This is a genomic window from Sphingobacterium paucimobilis HER1398, from assembly GCF_000416985.1.
Taxonomy (GTDB): Bacteria; Bacteroidota; Bacteroidia; order Sphingobacteriales; family Sphingobacteriaceae; genus Sphingobacterium; species Sphingobacterium paucimobilis.
In genome coordinates, this window is the sequence record NZ_ATDL01000014.1 from 371,014 (window position 1) to 392,280 (window position 21,267).

Consider the following 21,267-nt stretch of genomic DNA (forward strand, 5'->3'; position numbering starts at 1 on the left):
GAGCTGATGTGGATCAGCATGTTTTTTGACTTTAATTTAAATAGTGCCGATGCCATTGCTGTGTACTAGCTGTTTTTTATAGTCAGACTTCCAAAAATTGAGGTGCCTGTAATGAAAAGTTTTTTGTTTTCATCAAAAGCATGATTGATGATCACGCGTCTGTCATCATTCTCACTCAGGATGGATGAAACAGAAGGTGATACCATCCAGTGTGGGGGCACAATTATCTTTGTGCTTCCAAATAGTTGAAAGACATCAATTACAATCGGTTGATTGAGATCCGCTTGCAGTAGATTGACTTCAGTGCTTCCAAAAATATTGGTCATTGTGCCTCCTAAGAAATTTTTGGATAAAACTATTTTCTTAGCACTCCCAAATATGGAATCAATTTTTAAATAATTTTCAGCATAATAATAGCTATTTCGATGGGCATCCTGATAATTGCTGTTTTGTTCTTGAGAACCGAAGTTTTTAGCATCTTGAGCAGAAGATTCTTGTGATGCGCCAGGGACAGACAAATCAATGACTCTTTTGTCCCAGTCAAATTCGTCTGTGGGGTGAGGTGGATCTGCTGGTGGAGGCGTTGGTATTTCTGGCGCTTTACGATTTCTATTGACAATAAATATACCCAAAACAATAGCTATAGCCGGGATGAGTATTTTCCCTGGATTGAATCCAATCATATCTTTCAAAAGAAATATTCCTCCAATGGTAATTAAGATAATCGATGACTTTTTTTGAAACTTGGAATTAACGCCAATAACAACACCAATAATAATGAGTATCATCTGCCATCCAAATATCCACCGCGGAAATAGATAGCCAAAATCTAAGTTTTTTAATAATAGAAAAAAACCAAACAATATAATTATGGCCCCCACCATGGTGGAACTCTTATTGTTATTTGGTGGAAGTACGGGCTTCTGTTGCATCTTCTCTCTTGTTTCCATTTTGTTTTTTTTATCTATTTCAAAGATAATCATAGCGCTTATAGGAATTTACTTCTATTAGGTATATGATTTCCTCTGTTCGGTAAATGGCTTTATTTAGTCGGTGAAAATACCATACTTCTTAATGGAATTAAAATAAAGTGATAAAAAAAATAATTTTTTCAATAAAATTTGGATGTTTAAAATTAATTATTATATATTTATGGAATTAAAAAATAGGATTTAAACTTAAATACTTAACTAGACTAATGGGAGATTTTGAAAACAAAGAGCGTGAAGAAGTATTTTCAAAAAAGGTGAGAGCTGGAAAACGTACTTATTTTTTTGATGTAAAAGCGACGCGATCAAATGATTACTATGTGACTATCACTGAGAGCAAGAAGCGTTTTGAAGATGGTCAATTTATCAAACACAAAATATTCTTGTATAAAGAAGATTTTGAGAAATTTGCAGAAGGACTGACAGAGGTGGTGGATTACATCAAATCAAATCAAGAGGTTGTTGAGAAGAGATATGAGCCTAGTCAAGATGATTCTGCTTACGAAAGTAATGAAGAGTTGGTAGAGAAAGATAACTATTCTTTCTAAACCTTTACTTTTTATGTTATAATGAGCCACTTTTGTAAAGTGGCTTTTTCTGTGTTTAACTAGCAGGATTTATGTTGGTGAAACAGGATGTTGATACTACTTCTGTTGAATTTAGTGAAAAGCTGTGAATATGTTACACCGCTGCTTGCAAAAGAAATGCACTATTTCCTATTTTCGTAAAAACTATTTTTGACTTTATTTAGTAATCCAGCTAATTCGCAAATTGCGGAACCAGAAATAATCAGGTGATGACCGTAAGCTAGCGGTACTGATAGGAATGCATCTAATATCCATATGTTATGGGGTTATAGATGTTATTATGGTAAAGCTGGACAAGATAATAAAAGATGAAAACCAAATAATATATATATGAACAAATTGTTTAGCGGTCTTTTGAGTGTATCACTTTTCTTTGTGCAATACTCTGCTGATGCCCAGATGAAAAAATTGAACTTCGATGAGTCCTGGGGAAGGGGGTACACGGTCACAAAAGCGATAAATGGTTATCCAGGATGGGCTGATAAAGATCATTATCTAGAGACGGATGCCAATGATCATAAGATGTACAAAGTAGATGTAAAATCTGGTAAGCGAGAGTTATATATATCGGCACCGACGAATGATGTACGTGTATTTGTAAAAGATAAAGATGTTTATATTAAATATGGTCAAGATGCTGCAAAGAGACTCACCAACTCTCCGGACGAAGAAGAACAAAACCCAACATTATCACCTGATGGTAAACATGTAGCTTTTACAAAGAAAAGTAACTTATTCAGTGTAGATGTTGCTACGGGTACGGAGGTTCAATATACTAATGACGGAACAGATGTTATTTACAATGGGTGGTCATCTTGGGTATATTATGAGGAAATATTAGGCAGGCCCACAAATTACAGAGCATTCTGGTGGTCTCCTGATAGCAAACAGATTGCTTTTATGCGATTTGACGACACCAAGGTTCCTATGTTCCCAATATATGTGTCCAAGGGACAGAATGGCTATTTGGAAGAAACTATATATCCAAAAGCAGGACAGAGCAATCCGGAAGTAAAGATCGGGTTTGTAAAAGTAGAAGGGTCGCCTGTAATCTGGGCTGAATTTAATGAAAAAGATGATCAGTATTTCGGACAACCTTATTGGAGTTTCGATAGTCAATCAATCATGATTCAATGGATGAATAGAGATCAGAATAATCTGAAATTCTATGCTGTAAACCCTGTTACAGGTGTAAAAAAGGAAATTTATAATGAGGTGCAGCCGTCTTGGATAAATTTGGATCACGATGAGCGCATCACTTATTTAGCTGACAACAAACATTATATCCTGAAGTCGGATAAAACAGGATGGGCACATTATTATTTGTATACACTAGAAGGAAAGCTGTTGAATCCTATTACGCAAGGAGATTGGCAGGTGACTGCACTGGCTCATATTGATGAGAAGAGTAAGGTGGTTTATTTTACGGCGCGTAAAGAGAATTCTGCAACTGCGGATTTATATCGTGTGGATTATTCAGGAAAGAATATGAAGAGACTGACCTTTGGTGATTTTACCCATAATGTAAATGTCTCTCCTGATGGAAAGTATTTTATAACCAATTATTCGAATGTAACCACTCCTAATAGAGTTGCTTTGGTGGATAATCAGGGAAAGATTGTAAAAGAATTGGCAGACTCTAGATCGGAAAATTTTAATGACTATAAGATCGGGAAAACCGAGTATTTTACCATCAAATCAGATGATGGTAAATTTGATTTACCGATTGTGATTACCTATCCAACAGACTTTGACGAGAACAGGGCATATCCTGTCATTATGAGTATTTATGGGGGGCCAGATGCAGGTACTGTTAGAAATACTTGGAAAGGAACATTAAATCAACACTGGGCTAATGAAGGTATTGTGCAGATCGCATGTGACCATAGAGCTTCTGGGCACTTTGGTAAGCAAGGTGTAGCATGGATGCATAGAAATCTGGGGCACTGGGAGATGATTGATTATATTACTGTTGCCAAGTGGTTAAAAGCCAAGTCTTGGGTGGCGAAGAATAAGCTTTTAATTACAGGACATAGCTATGGTGGATATATGACTTGCTTAGCGTTGACCAAAGGGGCTGACTATTTTGATTATGGAATTTCAGGTGCTCCAGTGACAAGTTGGGAACTTTATGATACGCATTATACAGAGCGTTGGATGGATACACCACAAGATAATCCTGAAGGATATAAAAATGGTTCTATCTTAAATTATGTGGATAAATATAAAGGTGGATTAAGAATTATGCATGGTGATTTGGATGACAACGTCCATATGCAAAATACGATACAATTGATCGATGCACTTACAGATCGTAATGTGCCTTTTGAGTTAATGATTTATCCAGGTAGTAGACACGGCTGGAATAGATCTAAAGTTGCTTACGATTTTCGAGAAAGAGCACGTTTTTATTATCAATATCTTTTAGAAAAACCTTTACCCGGAGAATTCAACTAGTTTCTCTCTGCTGACTGGTGATGGTTGTTAAAAACTATCACCAGTTTTTGATGTAATCCAAAAAAAACATCATCTTTGCACTATTATCCATTTGTATGTTAGAATTTCTAAAGGAAAGCACATTTAAAGCAAACGATGTGTTTTTCAGAGCCTTGAATATTTTAAAGAAACATTACATTTCTGTTGCAGGATTATGTTTTCTTCTTTTTGTGACGAATAATTTGTCTGCTTTTCTAGCCATGTACCTCAGTGATATTACGGGGAGTGCCATAAAGGTATTGCTGTTGCTTGTTTTTGTAATATTATTTTTTGGGTTACAGCTTGTTCTGGTCAAGAGAGCAATATTATTAGCAAGTAATGTGGAACATGCAGCGCTAATGACTTACATTCCGTCACCCAAACAATTTTTGAATTTTCTATCGGGATTGATAATCTATTCTCTTTTGACAAGTGTCGTTTATTTAGGGTGTGCAATTTTATGTATGCCACTTTTGTATATGGGAGTGCAAATGGAAACTATTTTATCAGAAATAAATCCATTATTGACGGGGATTTTCATGATGTTTATTTTGATTAGAATTTCTTTTTTTCCATTTTTTATTTTAGAAAAGAACCATAATATTTTCAGAGCGGCTCGTTTAAGTATTGCGTTTACTAAGGGAAATGTCATGAACTTATTTATGTTGATGTTAGTTCTGGCCTCTGCTTATATTTTACAAATGACTTTCGAATATTTTGAGTACCCTCTTTTTGCAAAAATATCAAGTATATTGAATACTTTTATCATCATTCCTTCTGTGAGTTTGGTTATGGCTATCGCTTACGTGGATATGATGAAAGAATATAAGGGGAGCGATGATCCTGAACTGTTTAAGAATATAATTTAAGAAAGGATAAGTTGGAGAAAAAGAGTATTGCTATATTAGGATCTACAGGTAGTATTGGTACGCAAGCCCTGGATGTAATTAGATCCTTTCCTGATAAATTTGAAGCTTCCGTACTAACAGCCAGTAACAGTGTAGATCTATTGATTCAACAAGCTATTGAGTTTGAGCCAAAGCTTGTCGTTATTATCAATGAAGAGCATTCTGCGAAAGTTCAGTCGGCTTTGTCACATACAGACTGTAAAGTTTTGACGGGAGAGGAAGCCTTAATTGAAGCAGCTGCATTTATAGGGGTAGATATTGTTCTCAATGCCATAGTAGGATCGGCAGGATTGAGACCCACAATAGAAGCTATAAAGTCAGGTAAAGATATTGCGCTGGCAAATAAGGAAACACTGGTGATGGCAGGAGAGTTGGTTATGGGGTTGGCTCGGGAATATGATGTGAAAATATTACCGGTAGATTCCGAACACTCAGCGATATTCCAATGTCTGGTAGGTGAGGAAAATAAAATAGAGAAAATATATCTTACAGCATCTGGAGGTCCTTTTCGAGGTAAAACAACGACAGATCTAGCTAAGGTAACGCGCGAACAGGCCTTAAAACATCCCAATTGGGCGATGGGGGCCAAAATTACTATAGATTCTGCATCTTTAATGAATAAAGGATTAGAGGTTATAGAGGCTAAATGGTTATTTGATTTAGAAGTCTCTGAAGTTGATGTTATCGTGCATCCTCAGTCTATAATTCACTCTATCGTGCAGTTTGAAGATGGATCAATGAAGGCACAGATGGGAGCCCCTGATATGAGGGTGCCTATTCAGTATGCATTGACCTATCCCAACCGCTTAAAGAATGATTTTACTCGTTTTAATTTTCTAGAACATCCAGCACTTACATTCGAACGACCTGACATCGATACGTTCAGAAATCTTGGACTAGCGTACGATGCATTGAAACAGGGAGGGAACAGGTGCTGTGTACTTAATGCCGCTAATGAGATTGTTGTTGACGCCTTTCTGAAAGATGAACTGTCATTTTTAGGAATGTCAACGGTGTTGGAGGAGACATTATGTCAGATAAGCAATAGAGAGAGCCTGAGTTTGGAGGATTACATTGCTTTTGATGAAGAAAGCAGACTTGTGGCACGAGATTTAATACGTAAGTTGAGAAACTAATATTTAATAGATGGGAACATTGGTAATGATTGGGCAGGTTATTTTAGCACTGTCAATTTTAATTATATTACATGAGTTAGGACATTTTTTAGCAGCAAGAATGTTCGGTATTAAAGTCGAGAAGTTTTATTTGTTTTTCGATGCTTGGGGCGTAAAGCTTTTTAAGTTTAATTATAAAGGTTGTGAGTATGGTATTGGTTGGTTGCCATTAGGAGGTTATGTTAAGATCGCCGGGATGATTGATGAATCCATGGATACAGCACAGCTGAAGGAAGAACCAAAACCTTGGGAGTTTCGTTCTAAACCTGCTTGGCAGCGTCTTATCGTTATGTTGGGGGGGATTATAGTGAACGTTATCGTCGGTATCGTTGCCTTTTGGATGATTACTTTCAAGTACGGTGAAGCCGATTTAGATAATACAAGATTGTATGGTGTAAAACCTGGTATCATAGGAGAGAAGGTAGGTCTAAAAGAAGGTGATAAGATCGTAGGTGTTAATGGTAATAAGGCCCATTTGTTTTACAAGGATTTGATGACTTCTGATGTATTGATGGGGGATGCGACATTACAGGTTGAACGAGCGGGTAATACCTTAGATATCGTGCTGCCAGCAACAATGTTAAATGAAATCGCTGAACATAAAAGAAATGAATTTGTAACGCCTATATTTAAAATAGTTCCAATAGATTCTGTAGCGAAGGGATCACGTGCTGAGAAGATGGGACTTTTAAAAGGGGATAGTATCATTGGTATTAATGGGGTGTCTGTGGCTCGAATTGATGTTTTTCAAGAAGAGGTTGCTAAGAATAAAGGCAAGGAAATAAAACTGGATATCATCCGTGGAGTGGACTCTCTACAATTGATCGCAGCGGCTGATACCTCCTCTATATTAGGATTTATTAATGCTATGCCTGAGGTCAGACGCACCTATACTTTTGTGGAGTCTTTGCCTATTGGTGTGAACAAGGCTTTCTCTGTAATAACGGACAATATCAAGGGATTTGGCAAAATTTTTAAAGGTGAGGTACGAGCAGATAAGGCTTTGTCGGGACCTGTAGGTATTGCTAAGATGTTCGGTAGTGAAGTGGATTGGTTTCGCTTTTGGACGCTTGTAGGTACGTTGTCGATGGCTCTTGCCTTTATGAACTTGTTACCGATTCCGGCATTGGACGGCGGTCATGTTATTTTCTTGTTGGTAGAGATGGTTCAAGGAAAACCGTTAAGTGATAAGTTTTTGGAGACGGCACAGATGGTCGGTTTTTTTATTCTGATAGCTTTGATGCTCTTCACATTTGGGAATGATATTCTCAAGTGGTAAGAACATAAAAGGTAATTAGGAGAGGTCCGCATTGTTCAATGCGGACTTTTCTATTTAAAGGTATCGTATGCTAGATCTGAAATTGGAAGTAGTACATTGCTAGGATTGTTTATAAGAAAAGTCATTACGATCCGTGTTGTGATGTCCGAAGCGATTCCGATTTCTAAAAAATGTATATTTGACGTGGTGCAGTCTTGTATGGCCATCTTTGGAACGATTGCGATTCCCACACCATAAGCAACGAGTTCTAATATGGATGGTATGGTGTTGCATTCATGGATGATAGTTGGTGTAAAATGGAGTCTGGCACATATCTCTAAAAACTTCTGATGGTATACCGGTGCATATTCACTATTGTATGAAATAAACGAGGCTGAAGATAAATCTATATCTTTGATATTGTCTACAAGAACTGTATCCTTGCATACTGCTAATACAAATCCATCTTCGTATAAATTAACTTGCGTTAACAAGGGACGCATGATCGGAGCACGGACAATACCAATGTCCAGTTTTCCCTGCTCTAGGGCGTCCAACTGTTTATGCGAAGAAGTCTCAAATAGGTGAATTTGTAATAGGGGATAGTTTTTTTTTATTTGCTTTAGTAATTCGGATAGTTTCTTTTTAGAGATAGAACTTATGTATCCAATGTTAAAAACACCGCTTTCGGAAAGGTGAATCTGTCTAGAGTGTTGTTTTGCTTTCTCCAAATTATTTAATAACTGTTCACATTCTGCTAGGTAATATTTACCAGCATCTGTCAATATTACGCGTTTGTTATTTCTTATAAACAGTTGTACCTCTAGTTCTTCTTCTAATTCCCTGATTTGTCGACTGAGTGGTGGTTGAGAAATAAATAGTCTCTTAGCAGCCCTGCCAAAGTGCAATTCTTGGGCCAGCATTCTGAAATAACGGAGATGTCTAATTTCCATGATGCTAAATAGGTATTAATTGGTGATAAAAATAGTATTTTTAAGGTATTAATAGGTTATGTAGTTTTGGTTTGTATGAAAAATAAATCCACTTTGAAAGAAATTGAAAAGCGTTTCGACCAGGATGTTGAACGGTTTTCAAAATTAGAAACAGGACAACAGACGACACTCGATGCACTATTTAACATGAATTTGTTTGCGGAGGGAATATCGACTACCTATCCCGACCTGAGAAATGTACTCGATATAGGTTGCGGTGCAGGAAATTATGACATACAGTTGTTAATGCATGTGTCTCCACTGGATATTACATTGGTGGATTTGAGCAAGCCTATGTTGGAAAAGGCTAAAGAGCGTATAACTGCTGTCAATAAAGGGGGAACAATACACTGTTTACAGGGAGATTTCAGAACAGTTGATTTAGAGCCTGGAAAATTTGACGTTATTATCGCTACCGCGGTATTACATCATCTTCGTGAGGAGGATGACTGGAAAGAAGCCTTTGCTCGGCTCTATGGTCTACTAAGAAAAGGAGGGAGTATTTGGATTTTTGATCTAGTAGAGCAAGCTGACGCTGCTTTGCAACGATTGATTTATCAGGATAAATATGGCGACTACTTAAAGTCTCTAAAAGATGAGGGTTATAGAGATCATGTATTTGACTATATCGAGAAAGAGGATAGCCCGAGACCGCTTATGTATCAACTAGATTTGCTTAAAGAAGTCGGCTTTACAAAAGTCGATATTTTACATAAGAACCTGTGTTTTGCGAGCTTTGTGGCATTCAAATAGGGCTACAATAATAATGTTATTTTTTGTTAAGTTACTATGCATCATTATGTTTATAAGAGGAAATGATTTAAATTGTGTTTATATCTTCACTGAATAGCTAATTAAAATATTATGAGAAATTTACTAACACTTCTTTTTATTATTCCTTTCTTAGGTATAGGCCAGCAAAAAGGAATTCATTTCGAACACAACAGTAATTGGGAACAGATAAAAGCTAAGGCTAAAGCGGAGAATAAGCATATCTTCGTCGACTGTTTTACAACCTGGTGCGGACCTTGTATTTGGATGGCAGAAAATGTTTTTCCTCAAGAAAAAGTAGGTGCGTTTTTCAATTCTAACTTTATTAATCTGAAACTTCAGATGGATCAGACTAAAAAGGATTCTGAAGAGGTCAAGTCTTGGTATGAGGAGGCAGCTCGTTTTGGCAAAGATTATAATGTCAGAGCTTATCCGACATTTTTGGTGTTTTCTCCAGAGGGAGAGCTTGTACATCGTATGGTTGGGGGAGGAGAGGCTGACGCTTTTATTTCAAGAGCAAATGAGGGACTTCATCCGGAAACTCAGTATGTTACATTGATCAAGAAGTTTGAGGCAAATCCGAAAGATCCTGAAGTAGCGAAGCGCTTAGCAACAGCTGCTCAATCAGCATATGATCAGGGGATGGTTAGCAAAGCAATTGAGGCTTTTGTTTCATCAATAGGAGTAGATGATTTTTTAACGGCTGACAATATCGACCTGCTATTACAGGGAGCGACTTCAAGTGAAGGTACTTGTTATGATATAATAAAAAATAATATGCAACGAGTCGATGAGTTATTAATCGAAAATAACAAAACTCAAAGTAGTAATGATATCTTAGCAGGAGTGTTAGCTAATGAATTGATACGACCTAAAATGGCAAATGGAGCATCTAGCCCTGTAGATTTCGTAGCGATACAGAAGGAAATTGAAAAAGATCATCCCTATGTAAATATGAAGAGCTCTATAGCGATGTCTAAGGTTCAGTATTATGCCCGAGAGAAGAATTGGCCAGCTTTTAAAGATGCTGTTAATGATTTTTTAAGTATGAATGCAAGAGGAGTAGCGCCTGACATGTTGAATTCATTTGCTTGGACGATTTTCGAAAATTGTGATGATGCCGCTTGTATTAAGTCTGCTTTAGATTGGAGCAAAAAGTCGTTGGAAAGTGGTGAACAGGCTATGTTTATCGATACTTATGCTAATCTTTTGTATAAATCCGGCAATAAATCAAACGCTATAAAATGGCAAGAAAAAGCATTAATGTTAGCTTCGGAAGGTGAGAAAGAAAACTATCAGATTACTTTAGATAAAATGAAATCTGGTCAGCCTACGTGGGAATAATAAATGTGTTATAAGAAAAAAGAGTCTCCATTGGAGACTCTTTTTTCTTATTCATGGACAACGCCCATTTTACTGAACTTGTCGATGCGTTCGCTGACAAGTGTATCTGAATCTTTAGCTTGTAAAATAACTAAATCGCTTAAAATCTGTTTTTTTAGATTGTTTGCAGCTTCTTCTGGATTTTGATGTGCTCCTCCAAGTGGTTCTGGGATAATACCATCAATCAAGCCATTGGCCAACATATCGTTGCCGGTTAATTTTAGCGCTTCAGCAGCACGCTCTTTATGATCCCAGCTTCTCCATAAAATGGAAGAACAGGATTCTGGTGAAATAACCGAATACCAAGTATTTTCCATCATATAGACACGGTCTCCAATGCCAATTCCTAAGGCACCGCCAGAGGCGCCCTCACCAATAACGATACAGATTACAGGAACTTTAAGAACAGACATCTCTAAAAGGTTACGAGCGATCGCCTCTCCCTGTCCACGTTCTTCTGCTTCTAGGCCAGGATATGCTCCCATTGTATCGATTAGTGTGACGACTGGTTTATTGAACTTTTCCGCCATTTTCATCAATCGAAGTGCTTTCCTGTAGCCTTCAGGATTGGCCATTCCGAAATTACGGTACTGTCTTTCTTTCGTGTTTTTACCTTTTTGGTGTCCGATTACCATGACGGACTGTCCTCCTATAGAAGCGAATCCACCAATGATTGCCTTGTCATCTTTGACCGTACGGTCACCATGTAACTCTACAAATTCGTCACAGATCAGGTCGACATAGTCAAATGTTTGAGGTCTGTCTGGGTGTCTTGACATCTGCACTTTCTGCCAGCCGGTCATATTTTTATATACTTCGACGGTAGTTTCTGCGAGCTTTTCTTCAAGCTCACGGATGGTAGCACTCATATCCACCTTCGTTTTCTCCGCTACTTGATGAACTTTCTCTATTTGAGTTTGCAAATCTGCAATCGGCTTTTCAAAATCAAATGTTGTTTCCATATAAAAAAACTTTCGTTTTAGGAGGGCTAAGTTACTGTATTTTTCGGGGATTTTAAAACAGTTTTGTGTTTAAAAAAGTGTACTCAATTGTTCAAAAATTAGTAGATTAGACCTTATTAGACAATTAATATAAATGGTGAAAAATAGTAATAACAATAAGGTTCCGTTTACATTCATTATTAAAATCATTCTTTTGGGAATGACTATCGCCTTTTTCTTAAATACGACAGCCAAAGATGAGATTACTTGGTGGTATCAAGGTGTACGCGGATTTTATTTCTTTCTGGTCCCTAGTATAATCGTCTCTATAATACGTTTTACTATTATCTCTTTCTACAATGTCCGTCACGCGAAAAAAGCCGTTAGAGGTAATTTTGTCCTTGGTATAAATCGAGTTACAGCCATGTTGAATGCGGTGTTCGTGATTATTGGACTGATGATTGCCTTCGGGATTAAGCCTATTGAATTCTTAACTAGTCTTACGATCGTCGCTATGGCGATAGCGGTTCTTTTCCGAGATTATATTACCAATATGCTCAGTGGTCTATTCATTATGTTTTCTGAACAACTTTCTGTAGGCGATAGGATTAAAGTAGGGGATCAAAAAGGAAGGATTGTTGATATTACTTTTGCTAATATTGAATTGCAGAACGACGAAGATGATATTGTTATGATACCCAATAACTTGGTGTTTACCAATCCGATGGTTAATCTTTCTGCACACCGTTCGAATCTATTTGCTGTTAAGTTTGAATTGCCGCTGTCCATTGACGTTTCAGTCGATAATCTAGAAGCTTATATACGCGAAACTTTACTTAACCATCCCAATTTAGCACCTAATAATGAACTTGATTTAGAAGTTATAGAGATAGGAAAAGACTTTGTCCGCTACAAAATTGAATTATATGCTGTTAGTAGCAGTAATAAGCTACACAAAAACATAGAGAATGAAATTCTGAAGTATATTTTAGCTTTCAAACATCGGCAAGCTAAATCTTCCTAACTTTTATGCTTTCTACAAAATGATCAGAACCTTTTTGTAAGATGAGATCTGCTCTATATTTTGTAGGTAGGATATTATCGTGTAGATTCGGTTTGTTTATTTCATTCCATATCTGCGTCGCCATTTCTCTACTTTCCAATAGGCTCATGTCTGCATATTTATGAAAGTAAGATGTGGGATTTTGAAAGGCAGTCGCTCTCAAAGACTCAAAACGGTTGACATACCAGGATATAATGTCTTTTTCTAAGGCGTCCACATAGATGGAGAAGTCAAAAAAATCAGAAACGAATACTTTATTATTTTGTCCTTTTTGAGAAGTGACTTGTAATACATTAATGCCTTCCAGGATTAGGATGTCAGGTTCAATGATTTTTTGCTCTTCATCTTCCAATATATCATATTCTAAATGTGAATACATGGGAACAGATATTTGAGGAATCCCTGATTTGATGGCGGATAGAAAATGAAGCAGTTTTTTGGTATCATAACTCTCTGGGAATCCTTTTCTATTCATTATGTTTTTTTCCAAGAGAACCTTGTTGGAAAACAAAAAACCATCCGTCGTTACGAGTTCAACTTTAGGTTTATGCGGTAATAAAGACAATACTTTCGTCAATACACGTGCTGTTGTACTTTTGCCAACAGCTACTGATCCCGCGATACCGACAATAAAGGGCAGTTTTTGCTGGTTTCTTTGAAAAAAAGAATTGCTGTCATCTCGAATTGTATCGTGGTTTTTAATATGAAGTTCGATAAGGTGAGCTAAAGGAAAGTATATTTCCTCAATTTCCTTCATATTGAGAGGTTCATTGAGTGCGTGTAGCGAATGGATGTCAGTGGACTCTAGATTTAGATTAAACTGTCCATTTAAATCTTTCCACTCTTCCCTTTCAAATTCTTGGTAGGGGCTGCTTAATATAAGTTCCTCTTGTAATGCCGACATTGCTGGATTGTTTATTGGCGCAAATATAATATCCCTAACTCAGATTAACTGTAAATTTATTGTAGCATATTGCTTTCGATAATCACAGGGTTACTTAATATTTTTTGAACTGGACACTTGTCCCCCACTTTAAAAATTCTTTCCTTCTGTACTTCATCCAGATCACCAAACAGTTTCACGGTACATCGAATATAAGTCGTCTGTTGTTGTGTGCTCTTTACTACTTCGGAAGACAGTATTATCTCCACAGCATCTAATGGCCATTGCTTTTGATCAGCGTACATGCGCATGGTCATTGCTTTGCAGGTTCCCAAAGCGGATAAGAGAATCGAAGTGGGCTTTGGTCCTAGATCTGTGCCACCAACTTCTACAGGTTCATCCGCAATAAGGTTATGTTGATTGATATGTACTTCAGTTCTATATTTCTCTTTGCCTATAGTTATTTTTATTTCATCCATTATTTTGTATCGTCATCTAGTAATCCTTCAATAATAAGAGCTCCCGTACCTGGATTTGTTGCTAATGGCACATTGTATAGATCACAGATACGCATGAGCATCTGAATGTCCGGTTCGTGTGGGTGTTTTCCTAAAGGGTCACGGAAAAAGATAATTCCATCTATTTTGCCTTCGGCAGCGAGAGCAGCTATTTGAGCATCTCCGCCTTTAGGACCGCTGAGTTTTAACTCTACCTCCAGCCCGGTTTGTTTGACATAGGTACCTGTAGTCCCCGTAGCGATCAAATCTGCTTTTCTGAGATTTTCAATATGATCTTTAACGAAAGCGACCATTTCCGCTTTCTTCCCGTCATGGGCGATTAATGCTATTGTTTTCATATGCAAAAAAACTTGAGTTTGTTACCTTTACTGTTTTTTATGATCCGAAGAAAACGTAGGCAACTACGATAGCGGCTACTACCCCCACGAGCTCTGCTATTAAAGCACAAGGCAGCGCATGTCTCGTATTCTTAATAGCAACAGATCCAAAATAAACAGCTAAAACGTAAAATGTAGTTTCTGTAGATCCTTGGATGACGCAAGCTACGCGAGAAGCAAAGTCATCTGCTCCTTTTGCTGCCATTAAGTCCACCATCAGACCTCTGGCGCCAGACCCACTCAGTGGCTTCATAAAGGCAACAGGCAAGGCTTCAACGAATGAAGTGTCAAATCCTAATTTGGCGATTATATAGGAAATGCCATCGACAAGATAGTCCATGGTGCCTGATGCTCTAAATACAGCAATAGCTACCAAAATGGCTACGAGGTATGGAATAATATTAACGGCCACTCCAAAACCTTCTTTGGCGCCTTCGATAAAGGCATCGTAAACGTTGATCTTCTTATAAAAGGCGAGTGCGATAAAAGAAACGAATAGGGAGAACAGCGTAAGATTGCCTACAACCGAGGAAATAACTTCGATTTGCTCTTGCTGTAGAGTGGAAAAATAGTACAAAAGTCCTCCAATAGCAATAGATAAACTTCCAAGATAGAATAATATGGTTTTATTGAACAGGTTTATCTTTTGATAGATAGATACTAAAATCAAAGCTGCAAGTGTGGAAAAGAAGGTAGCGATAAGTATAGGTAGAAATACGTCAGAAGGTTGTGCTGCTCCTGCTTCCTGCCTGTATGCCATAATAGAGATAGGAAGTAAAGTCAGACTCGATGCGTTCAGAACGATAAACATGATTTGTGCATTTGAAGCTGTATCCTTGCTCGGATTTAGCTCCTGCAACTCCTTCATTGCTTTCAGGCCTAGTGGAGTAGCAGCATTATCTAGTCCTAGTGCATTAGCAGAAAAATTCATTAGAATAGAACCTAGTGCGGGATGGTTCTTGGGTATTTCCGGGAATAGCTTATTAAAGAAAGGGCCGACAATTCGAGCAAATACCGCTATCATTCCACCTTTCTCTCCGATTTTCATAATTCCTAGCGCGAAGGTCATCATCCCTATCAAACCCAATGAGATGGTGGCACCTCCAGCAGCACTATCGAATAAAGATTTTACAATGTTCTGGAATACTTCGGTATCTCCACCGATGAGTTTTATGAGGGCTACAATAAAAGTGATTAGAAAAAAAGAAACCCATACGTAATTTAGCGCCATATAATTATTGATTTTAACGTAAATGTAAGGTTTATGAAAGATTCTTCCAAGAAGGAATTCAAGCCTATGGGAAATGCTTCAATGGAGCTAAGATAATTTCTTAAGCGCAGTGTTAATAGCGCTTGCCTTCAAGAGACATTCGTTGTATTCGTCTTCGACAATGGCATTATAGGTCAGCGCGCCTCCCGTATGAAAAGAGAGGTATTGTTCGGTTTGATTGTACAGAATCGTTCGGATCACCACATTAAAATCAAAGTCACCATCGGGACAAAAATAACCTATTGCACCGGAGTACACCCCCCTTTTAGAGGTTTCATACTTATCACACAGTTGCATAGCACTGATTTTTGGTGCGCCTGTCATTGACCCTGGAGGAAATAGATTTTTGATGACGCTAATATCCGAGAGATTAGTTTTTTTTATTCCAGTAATAGTAGAAATCAGTTGGTGGACCTGTTTAAAGGTATGTACTTCTAATTTTTTTGATGCTGTAACAGTACCAGGTTCTGAAGCTTGTGTCATATCATTGCGGACCAAATCCACAATCATTACGTTTTCTGCTATTTCCTTTGGATCATTTCGTAATTGATGTTTGATACGGTCGTCATCCACTTTATCTTTTCCACGTGGAGCTGTTCCTTTGATAGGCTGAGAGATCAGCTTTTTTCCTCTTTTTGCCAAAAAACGCTCGGGTGAGGCAGATAAGATAAACTTGTCGCCTAGTTTGAAGAATGTGGAAAATGGGGTAGGAGATATTCTATTAAGCTGTCTATAAGTGGATGCTGGATCTATTTTGGCATGTTCAGCATAAAACTCCTGACAAAGATTTACTTCGTATATATCTCCTCGTTTTATGTGGTACATCATTTTAGAGAAGGTGCCAAAGTAAGCTTCTTTTGACATCCTTTGACGGATGTTAATAGGTGTTTTTTCTAATTCTTGATTTTTTTCTGTTAAACTTTGTGCTTGTATACACTCAAAAATATGATGGGGGTTGTCTCCGTCAATTTCTATACTGCTTTTGAAAAACTTGATAATGGTTTTTGGTACAAAGAAGTATGCGTCAGGAAATTTTAAGGGGTTAGGGAAGGAGGTGTGCAACCCTTCAAGTTCGTTTTTTAGGTCGTAACCAAAAAAGCCAAATACCCACTGTTGCGAATATTTGGCTCTAAAATTTTCAATATGTTCAAAGGTTTTATGACTTGTTGCATAAAACTCTTCTTGGGCATCTACGGCTAAAATACAGTCAATTGAACTGTATTCATCGACGTAACCATTAGATTGAAGATAACACAATTGTCCGAATTGCTGGGCCCATTGGAAAGCTCTAGCATCAAAAGATAGCCTGTCAACTTCGAAAATGGCTTTTGCCATGTTTTATTTCAAGACAATAGTTTGCGTACGATCTGGACCAACAGAAAGATATTTTATAGGCACTTCGAGTGCTTTTTCTAAATAAGCAATGTAGTTAGCCAAAGCTGCTGGAATTTCTTCTTTAGAACGAATACCTGTCAAGTCTTGGTTCCAGCCTTCTATTTCTTCGAGAATTGGCTCCGGTTTGATTGAGTTGATATCATAAGGCATGTAGTCGATCACCTCTCCATTGTATCTGTAATGCGTACAAGCGTAGATTTTCTCAAAAGTGTCAAGTACATCTGCTTTCATCATGACAAGCTCAGTAACACCGTTCAGCATAATTGCATATTTCAATGCAGGAATATCAATCCATCCTGTACGTCTTGCACGACCAGTAGTAGCTCCAAATTCATGTCCAAGTTGACGTAATTGTTCACCTACTTCATCGTCTAGTTCGGTAGGGAAAGGACCTCCACCTACACGGGTACAATACGCTTTGAAAATACCTAATACTTCTCCAATTCGGTTTGGTGCTATCCCTAGACCTGTACAAGCCCCAGCTGTCGTGGTATTAGAAGATGTAACGAATGGATAAGAACCAAAGTCAATATCTAATAATGTGCCTTGCGCGCCTTCTGCCAACACCTTTTTTCCCTCTTTTAGATATTGGTTAACCAGGTGCTCTGAATCTACGTGAGGGATTGTTTTCAAGAATTCTATTGCTGCTAGAAAAGCATCTTCCCGCTCTTTAAAATCAGGAACTTCGCCGTAATGAGCCAAGATGTTTAAATGTTTTTCTTTCAATCTTTCATACCGCTCCATAAAGTCAGGAAGCGTAGTGTCGCCAACACGTAGACCATTTCTGCCGGTCTTATCCATATAGGTAGGGCCGATTCCTTTTAATGTAGAACCGATTTTTCCTGCACCCATTTTGGACTCAGAAGCTGCATCCAATAACTGATGTGTAGGAAGAATTAAATGTGCTTTGCGAGCCAAAACTAATTTCCCTGTTCCTACAGGATCAAAACCAGCTGACTTTAAGTTGTCGAGCTCTCTTTTTAAAATAATTGGATCGATGACCACACCATTTCCAATTAAATTTAAAGTCTTAGGGTTAAAAATACCTGAAGGGATAGTGTTTAAAACAAATTTTTTGTTGTCAAACTCTAACGTGTGTCCGGCATTAGGGCCACCTTGGAAACGAGCGATTAAATCATATTGTGGACATAGTACATCCACGATCTTACCTTTACCCTCATCGCCCCACTGTAAGCCCAATAGCACATCAACTTGCATAACGTATTATTTTGAGATTAAAATTGAATTTTAAAAAAACTAAAATGAGCACTCTGTCTAGCAGACCTAAAAACCATAGTGAATAGTCTTAAAACTAATTCCCAATACCAAGGAAAGTTTATCAATTGAAATTACTAAATGATAAACAGGTGCTGTAAAAACTAAGTTCGGAAAACTGATTGTCAATTTTCCGAACAAAAATACTATTTAAAATAAAGGTTGGAGAATTAATTTGAAATTACTTTCGCCTTTCCTTTTTTCTCTTCTTTGCCTTTGGATTCTTGACAATCCTGGCATATCCCATATAGATTTAAGGAATGGTGTTTGATGTCAAATTTAAGAAGTTCTCCTATCATACTCTGTATTTGGTGGATGCGAGGGTCACAAAACTCAACAACTTTATTACACTCGATACAGATTACATGGTCGTGTTGTTTATAACCATAGGATTTTTCAAATTGTGCCATATTGCGGCCAAATTGGTGCTTGGTCACTAAGTCGCAAGATACCAAAAGTTCTAAAGTATTGTACACTGTGGCTCTGCTCACACGATATTTCTTGTTCTTCATGTGGATATAAAGTGATTCCACATCAAAATGATCAGTACGAGAATAAATCTCCTCTAAAATAGCGTAACGCTCAGGAGTCTTCCTCAGACTTTTATTCTCTAAGTAAGCTTCAAATATTTTTTTTACTGTACTGTAGTTCTCAGCTTGATTCATGTTCTAATATAAGGATTAAGACTTAAGCAAATTTACCAATTTATACGCTATTTCTAGCATGTTTGAAAATTCTGATAATCAAATGATTAATTTTCAGATTCATACCTTGTTACACTTGTTATACCGCTTACCAGTTTCAGACGATTTATGAGGTCGTCCAAATGATCAAGATTGTTGATGTGGACCATAATATCTCCCTCAAAAATGCCTTGGTTACTGGAAATCGACAAAGAGCGAATGTTTACCTTGAATTCCTGTGATATAACTGTAGTCAATTTATTTACAAGGCCGACATCATCAATTCCAATAATCCGTATACCTGTAAGGAAAGAGGTTTCAATCTGTGAAGATGACCATTGTGCCTTCAGTATCCGGTAGCCATAGTTAGCCATAAGCTTTGACGCATTAGGACAGGAGGTACGGTGTATTTTGATTCCATCGTTGACTGTGAGAAAGCCAAAAATATCATCACCAGGTATGGGGTTACAGCAGGGAGCTAAGGTATAATCTACCTTTTGTAAATCATCACCGATTAGGATTGTCTCATTTTCCTTTTTGTTGATTTTCTCAACAAGTCCGGAGATATGAGAAGAGAATTGGTTGTTGTTGTGCTCATGTATTTTTTCGCTTGCGGCATATTCCCGAAGACTCTTTATATCAATGGATCCCTTGGCAACGTTGAAAAATAATTCCTGTGAACTTGGGAATTTAAAATAGTTCGCTATTTTATTGATGTTATCCGTATTGTATGTGATTTTCAGGGATTTGAGTTTTCGTTCCAATATCTCTTTACCCTCTTCGGCAATTTTCCTTTTTTCTTCTTTCAGTGAAGATCGGATTTTAGACTTGGCCTTGGCCGTAACGACAAAATTTAACCAATCCTCTTTGGGGGTTTGCTTGTTTGATGTTATAATCTCGACCTGATCACCATTTTGTAGATGATGGCTCAAGGGAACCAATTTGTGGTTTACTTTGGCTCCGATACAAGTAGCACCAATATCAGAGTGTATTTCGAAAGCAAAATCTAATGCTGTTGCTCCATTAGGCAACTGTATTAAGGTGCCTTTAGGCGTAAAAATGAATATCTCGTCAGAGAATAAATTCATTTTGAAATCATCGAGAAAATCGAGGGCATTTTGTTCAGGACTACCCAATATGTCTCTCACCTTTTGAATCCATTGATCAAGCCCATTGTCCGAATTAGATTCTTTGTATTTCCAATGGGCAGCAAATCCCTTTTCTGCAATTTCATTCATCCGTTTGGTACGTATTTGTACTTCTACCCACTGTCCTTTCGGTCCCATGACAGTAGTGTGCAAAGACTCATAGCCATTTCCCTTCGGTGTGGATACCCAATCTCTTAGACGGTCTGGGTTAGGTCGGTATAAATCGGTAATGATAGAGTATACTTTCCAACACTCGGTTTTCTCTTTTTCATATTCAGAGTCGATAATGACACGGATAGCAAATAAATCATAGACCTCTTCAAAGGGAATTGATTTCTTACGCATTTTATTCCATATAGAATGGATGGATTTTGGACGGCCGTAAATTTCAGCTTTAATCCCTTGTTCTATTAGTATTTCATTTATAGGAGCGATGAAGTTTGAAATAAACCTTTCTCGTTCTGCTTTTTTCTCATTGAGTTTTTTTGCAATGAACTTATAGGTGTCGGGATCGGTATATTTCATTGACAGGTCTTCAAGTTCAGATTTGATAGCGTAAAGACCTAACCGATGTGCCAAGGGGGCGTAAAGGTAGCTTGTTTCCGAAGCAATTTTGAGCTGTTTATGTCTAGCCATAAATTCCATCGTTCGCATGTTATGAAGTCGATCTGCCAATTTGATGAGAATTACACGAACGTCATCAGCAAGTGTCAACAGCATCTTGCGGAAATTCTCTGCCTGCATAGAGCTGTTGGGGTCAAATACACCTGATATTTTAGTCAGACCATCAATTATCTTAGCAACTTTTTTACCAAATTGTGCCTCAATATCTTCTAATGTTAAGCTGGTATCCTCTACTACATCATGTAATAAAGAGCAGACGATAGAGGTTGTACCTAGGCCGATTTCTTCTGCAGCGATTTGCGCCACAGCGATAGGGTGATAGATATAAGGCTCTCCAGACTTTCTACGCATATCCTTGTGGCTTTCCAAAGCAAGATCAAAGGCTTTTCGGATTTCTTGCTTATCACCTTTCTGCAAAGTAGGTTTGCACGCACGTAATAAAGCCCTATATCGTTTTCTTATTTCTTTGTTTTCCGCCTCAATATCAATCACATAATCTGCCATAAGAACCTTTTAATTAATTTCGTAATTTCAATCAAAAATTGTAATTTT

General features: G+C 37.6%; 19 protein-coding genes. 8 read left to right on the plus strand and 11 right to left on the minus strand.

What is annotated here, in order from left to right; all coding sequences use genetic code 11:
* Positions 1 to 65: 65 nt before the first annotated feature.
* On the minus strand, positions 66 to 983 hold the full coding sequence (locus M472_RS32795) for a LiaF transmembrane domain-containing protein (protein ID WP_021070137.1): 918 nt from the start codon (positions 981 to 983) through the stop codon (positions 66 to 68).
* A gap of 215 nt (positions 984 to 1,198) precedes the next feature.
* On the opposite strand from M472_RS32795, the gene M472_RS32800 reads away from it, so the two are divergent.
* The 5 genes from M472_RS32800 (at position 1,199) to rseP (ending at position 7,413) form a co-directional block, all read left to right on the plus strand.
* Positions 1,199 to 1,537 carry a DUF3276 family protein gene (locus M472_RS32800; RefSeq protein ID WP_021070138.1) on the plus strand — a complete coding sequence of 113 codons (339 nt, stop codon included), beginning with the start codon at positions 1,199 to 1,201 and terminating at the stop codon, positions 1,535 to 1,537.
* A 369-nt stretch (positions 1,538 to 1,906) separates the two neighbouring features.
* On the plus strand, positions 1,907 to 4,033 hold the full coding sequence (locus M472_RS32805; protein WP_031301622.1) for a S9 family peptidase: 2,127 nt from the start codon (positions 1,907 to 1,909) through the stop codon (positions 4,031 to 4,033).
* Positions 4,034 to 4,128: 95 nt separating this feature from the next.
* On the plus strand, positions 4,129 to 4,920 hold the full coding sequence (locus M472_RS32810) for a hypothetical protein (protein WP_021070140.1): 792 nt from the start codon (positions 4,129 to 4,131) through the stop codon (positions 4,918 to 4,920).
* An 11-nt stretch (positions 4,921 to 4,931) separates the two neighbouring features.
* Positions 4,932 to 6,095 carry a 1-deoxy-D-xylulose-5-phosphate reductoisomerase gene (locus M472_RS32815; RefSeq protein ID WP_021070141.1) on the plus strand — a complete coding sequence of 388 codons (1,164 nt, stop codon included), beginning with the start codon at positions 4,932 to 4,934 and terminating at the stop codon, positions 6,093 to 6,095.
* A 10-nt stretch (positions 6,096 to 6,105) separates the two neighbouring features.
* Entirely contained in the window at positions 6,106 to 7,413 is a 1,308-nt protein-coding gene (gene rseP / locus M472_RS32820; RefSeq protein WP_021070142.1) for an RIP metalloprotease RseP, read from the plus strand.
* A gap of 50 nt (positions 7,414 to 7,463) precedes the next feature.
* Here the strand turns inward: rseP and M472_RS32825 are convergent, their stop codons facing one another.
* Positions 7,464 to 8,345 (minus strand): LysR family transcriptional regulator, encoded by an 882-nt coding sequence (locus M472_RS32825; RefSeq protein WP_021070143.1) that lies wholly within the window; start codon positions 8,343 to 8,345, stop codon positions 7,464 to 7,466.
* A gap of 75 nt (positions 8,346 to 8,420) precedes the next feature.
* On the opposite strand from M472_RS32825, the gene M472_RS32830 reads away from it, so the two are divergent.
* Positions 8,421 to 9,137 (plus strand): class I SAM-dependent methyltransferase, encoded by a 717-nt coding sequence (locus M472_RS32830; protein WP_021070144.1) that lies wholly within the window; start codon positions 8,421 to 8,423, stop codon positions 9,135 to 9,137.
* A gap of 111 nt (positions 9,138 to 9,248) precedes the next feature.
* The gene (locus tag M472_RS32835) at positions 9,249 to 10,499 is read left to right on the plus strand and encodes a thioredoxin family protein (protein WP_021070145.1); all 1,251 of its coding nucleotides are present in this window, start codon (positions 9,249 to 9,251) and stop codon (positions 10,497 to 10,499) included.
* 47 nt (positions 10,500 to 10,546) lie between these two features.
* Here M472_RS32835 and M472_RS32840 read toward each other — a convergent pair whose 3' ends face one another.
* Complete coding sequence (locus tag M472_RS32840; RefSeq protein WP_021070146.1) at positions 10,547 to 11,500, minus strand: acetyl-CoA carboxylase carboxyltransferase subunit alpha; 954 nt, start codon at positions 11,498 to 11,500, stop codon at positions 10,547 to 10,549.
* Positions 11,501 to 11,633: 133 nt separating this feature from the next.
* On the opposite strand from M472_RS32840, the gene M472_RS32845 reads away from it, so the two are divergent.
* Complete coding sequence (locus M472_RS32845; protein WP_021070147.1) at positions 11,634 to 12,503, plus strand: mechanosensitive ion channel family protein; 870 nt, start codon at positions 11,634 to 11,636, stop codon at positions 12,501 to 12,503.
* Here the strand turns inward: M472_RS32845 and coaA are convergent.
* The 8 genes from coaA to M472_RS32885 form a co-directional block, all read right to left on the minus strand.
* Complete coding sequence (gene coaA / locus M472_RS32850) at positions 12,490 to 13,446, minus strand: type I pantothenate kinase (protein ID WP_021070148.1); 957 nt, start codon at positions 13,444 to 13,446, stop codon at positions 12,490 to 12,492. The genes M472_RS32845 and coaA overlap by 14 nt on opposite strands.
* Before the next feature lie 56 nt (positions 13,447 to 13,502).
* Positions 13,503 to 13,904 (minus strand): OsmC family protein, encoded by a 402-nt coding sequence (locus M472_RS32855; protein ID WP_021070149.1) that lies wholly within the window; start codon positions 13,902 to 13,904, stop codon positions 13,503 to 13,505.
* The gene (locus M472_RS32860; RefSeq protein WP_021070150.1) at positions 13,904 to 14,281 is read right to left on the minus strand and encodes a methylglyoxal synthase; all 378 of its coding nucleotides are present in this window, start codon (positions 14,279 to 14,281) and stop codon (positions 13,904 to 13,906) included. Before M472_RS32860 ends, M472_RS32855 begins: the two co-directional genes overlap by 1 nt.
* Before the next feature lie 37 nt (positions 14,282 to 14,318).
* Positions 14,319 to 15,551, minus strand: coding sequence for a nucleoside recognition domain-containing protein (locus tag M472_RS32865; protein ID WP_021070151.1), 1,233 nt, complete (start codon positions 15,549 to 15,551; stop codon positions 14,319 to 14,321).
* Positions 15,552 to 15,638: 87 nt separating this feature from the next.
* Positions 15,639 to 16,925, minus strand: a complete 1,287-nt coding sequence (locus M472_RS32870) for an anthranilate synthase component I family protein (RefSeq protein WP_021070152.1) — start codon at positions 16,923 to 16,925, stop codon at positions 15,639 to 15,641.
* Between the two features lie 3 nt (positions 16,926 to 16,928).
* Positions 16,929 to 18,203, minus strand: a complete 1,275-nt coding sequence (locus tag M472_RS32875; RefSeq protein ID WP_021070153.1) for an adenylosuccinate synthase — start codon at positions 18,201 to 18,203, stop codon at positions 16,929 to 16,931.
* Between the two features lie 227 nt (positions 18,204 to 18,430).
* Entirely contained in the window at positions 18,431 to 18,925 is a 495-nt protein-coding gene (locus tag M472_RS32880; protein ID WP_021070154.1) for a Fur family transcriptional regulator, read from the minus strand.
* An 86-nt stretch (positions 18,926 to 19,011) separates the two neighbouring features.
* Positions 19,012 to 21,219 carry a RelA/SpoT family protein gene (locus tag M472_RS32885; protein WP_021070155.1) on the minus strand — a complete coding sequence of 736 codons (2,208 nt, stop codon included), beginning with the start codon at positions 21,217 to 21,219 and terminating at the stop codon, positions 19,012 to 19,014.
* Positions 21,220 to 21,267 lie beyond the last annotated feature (48 nt).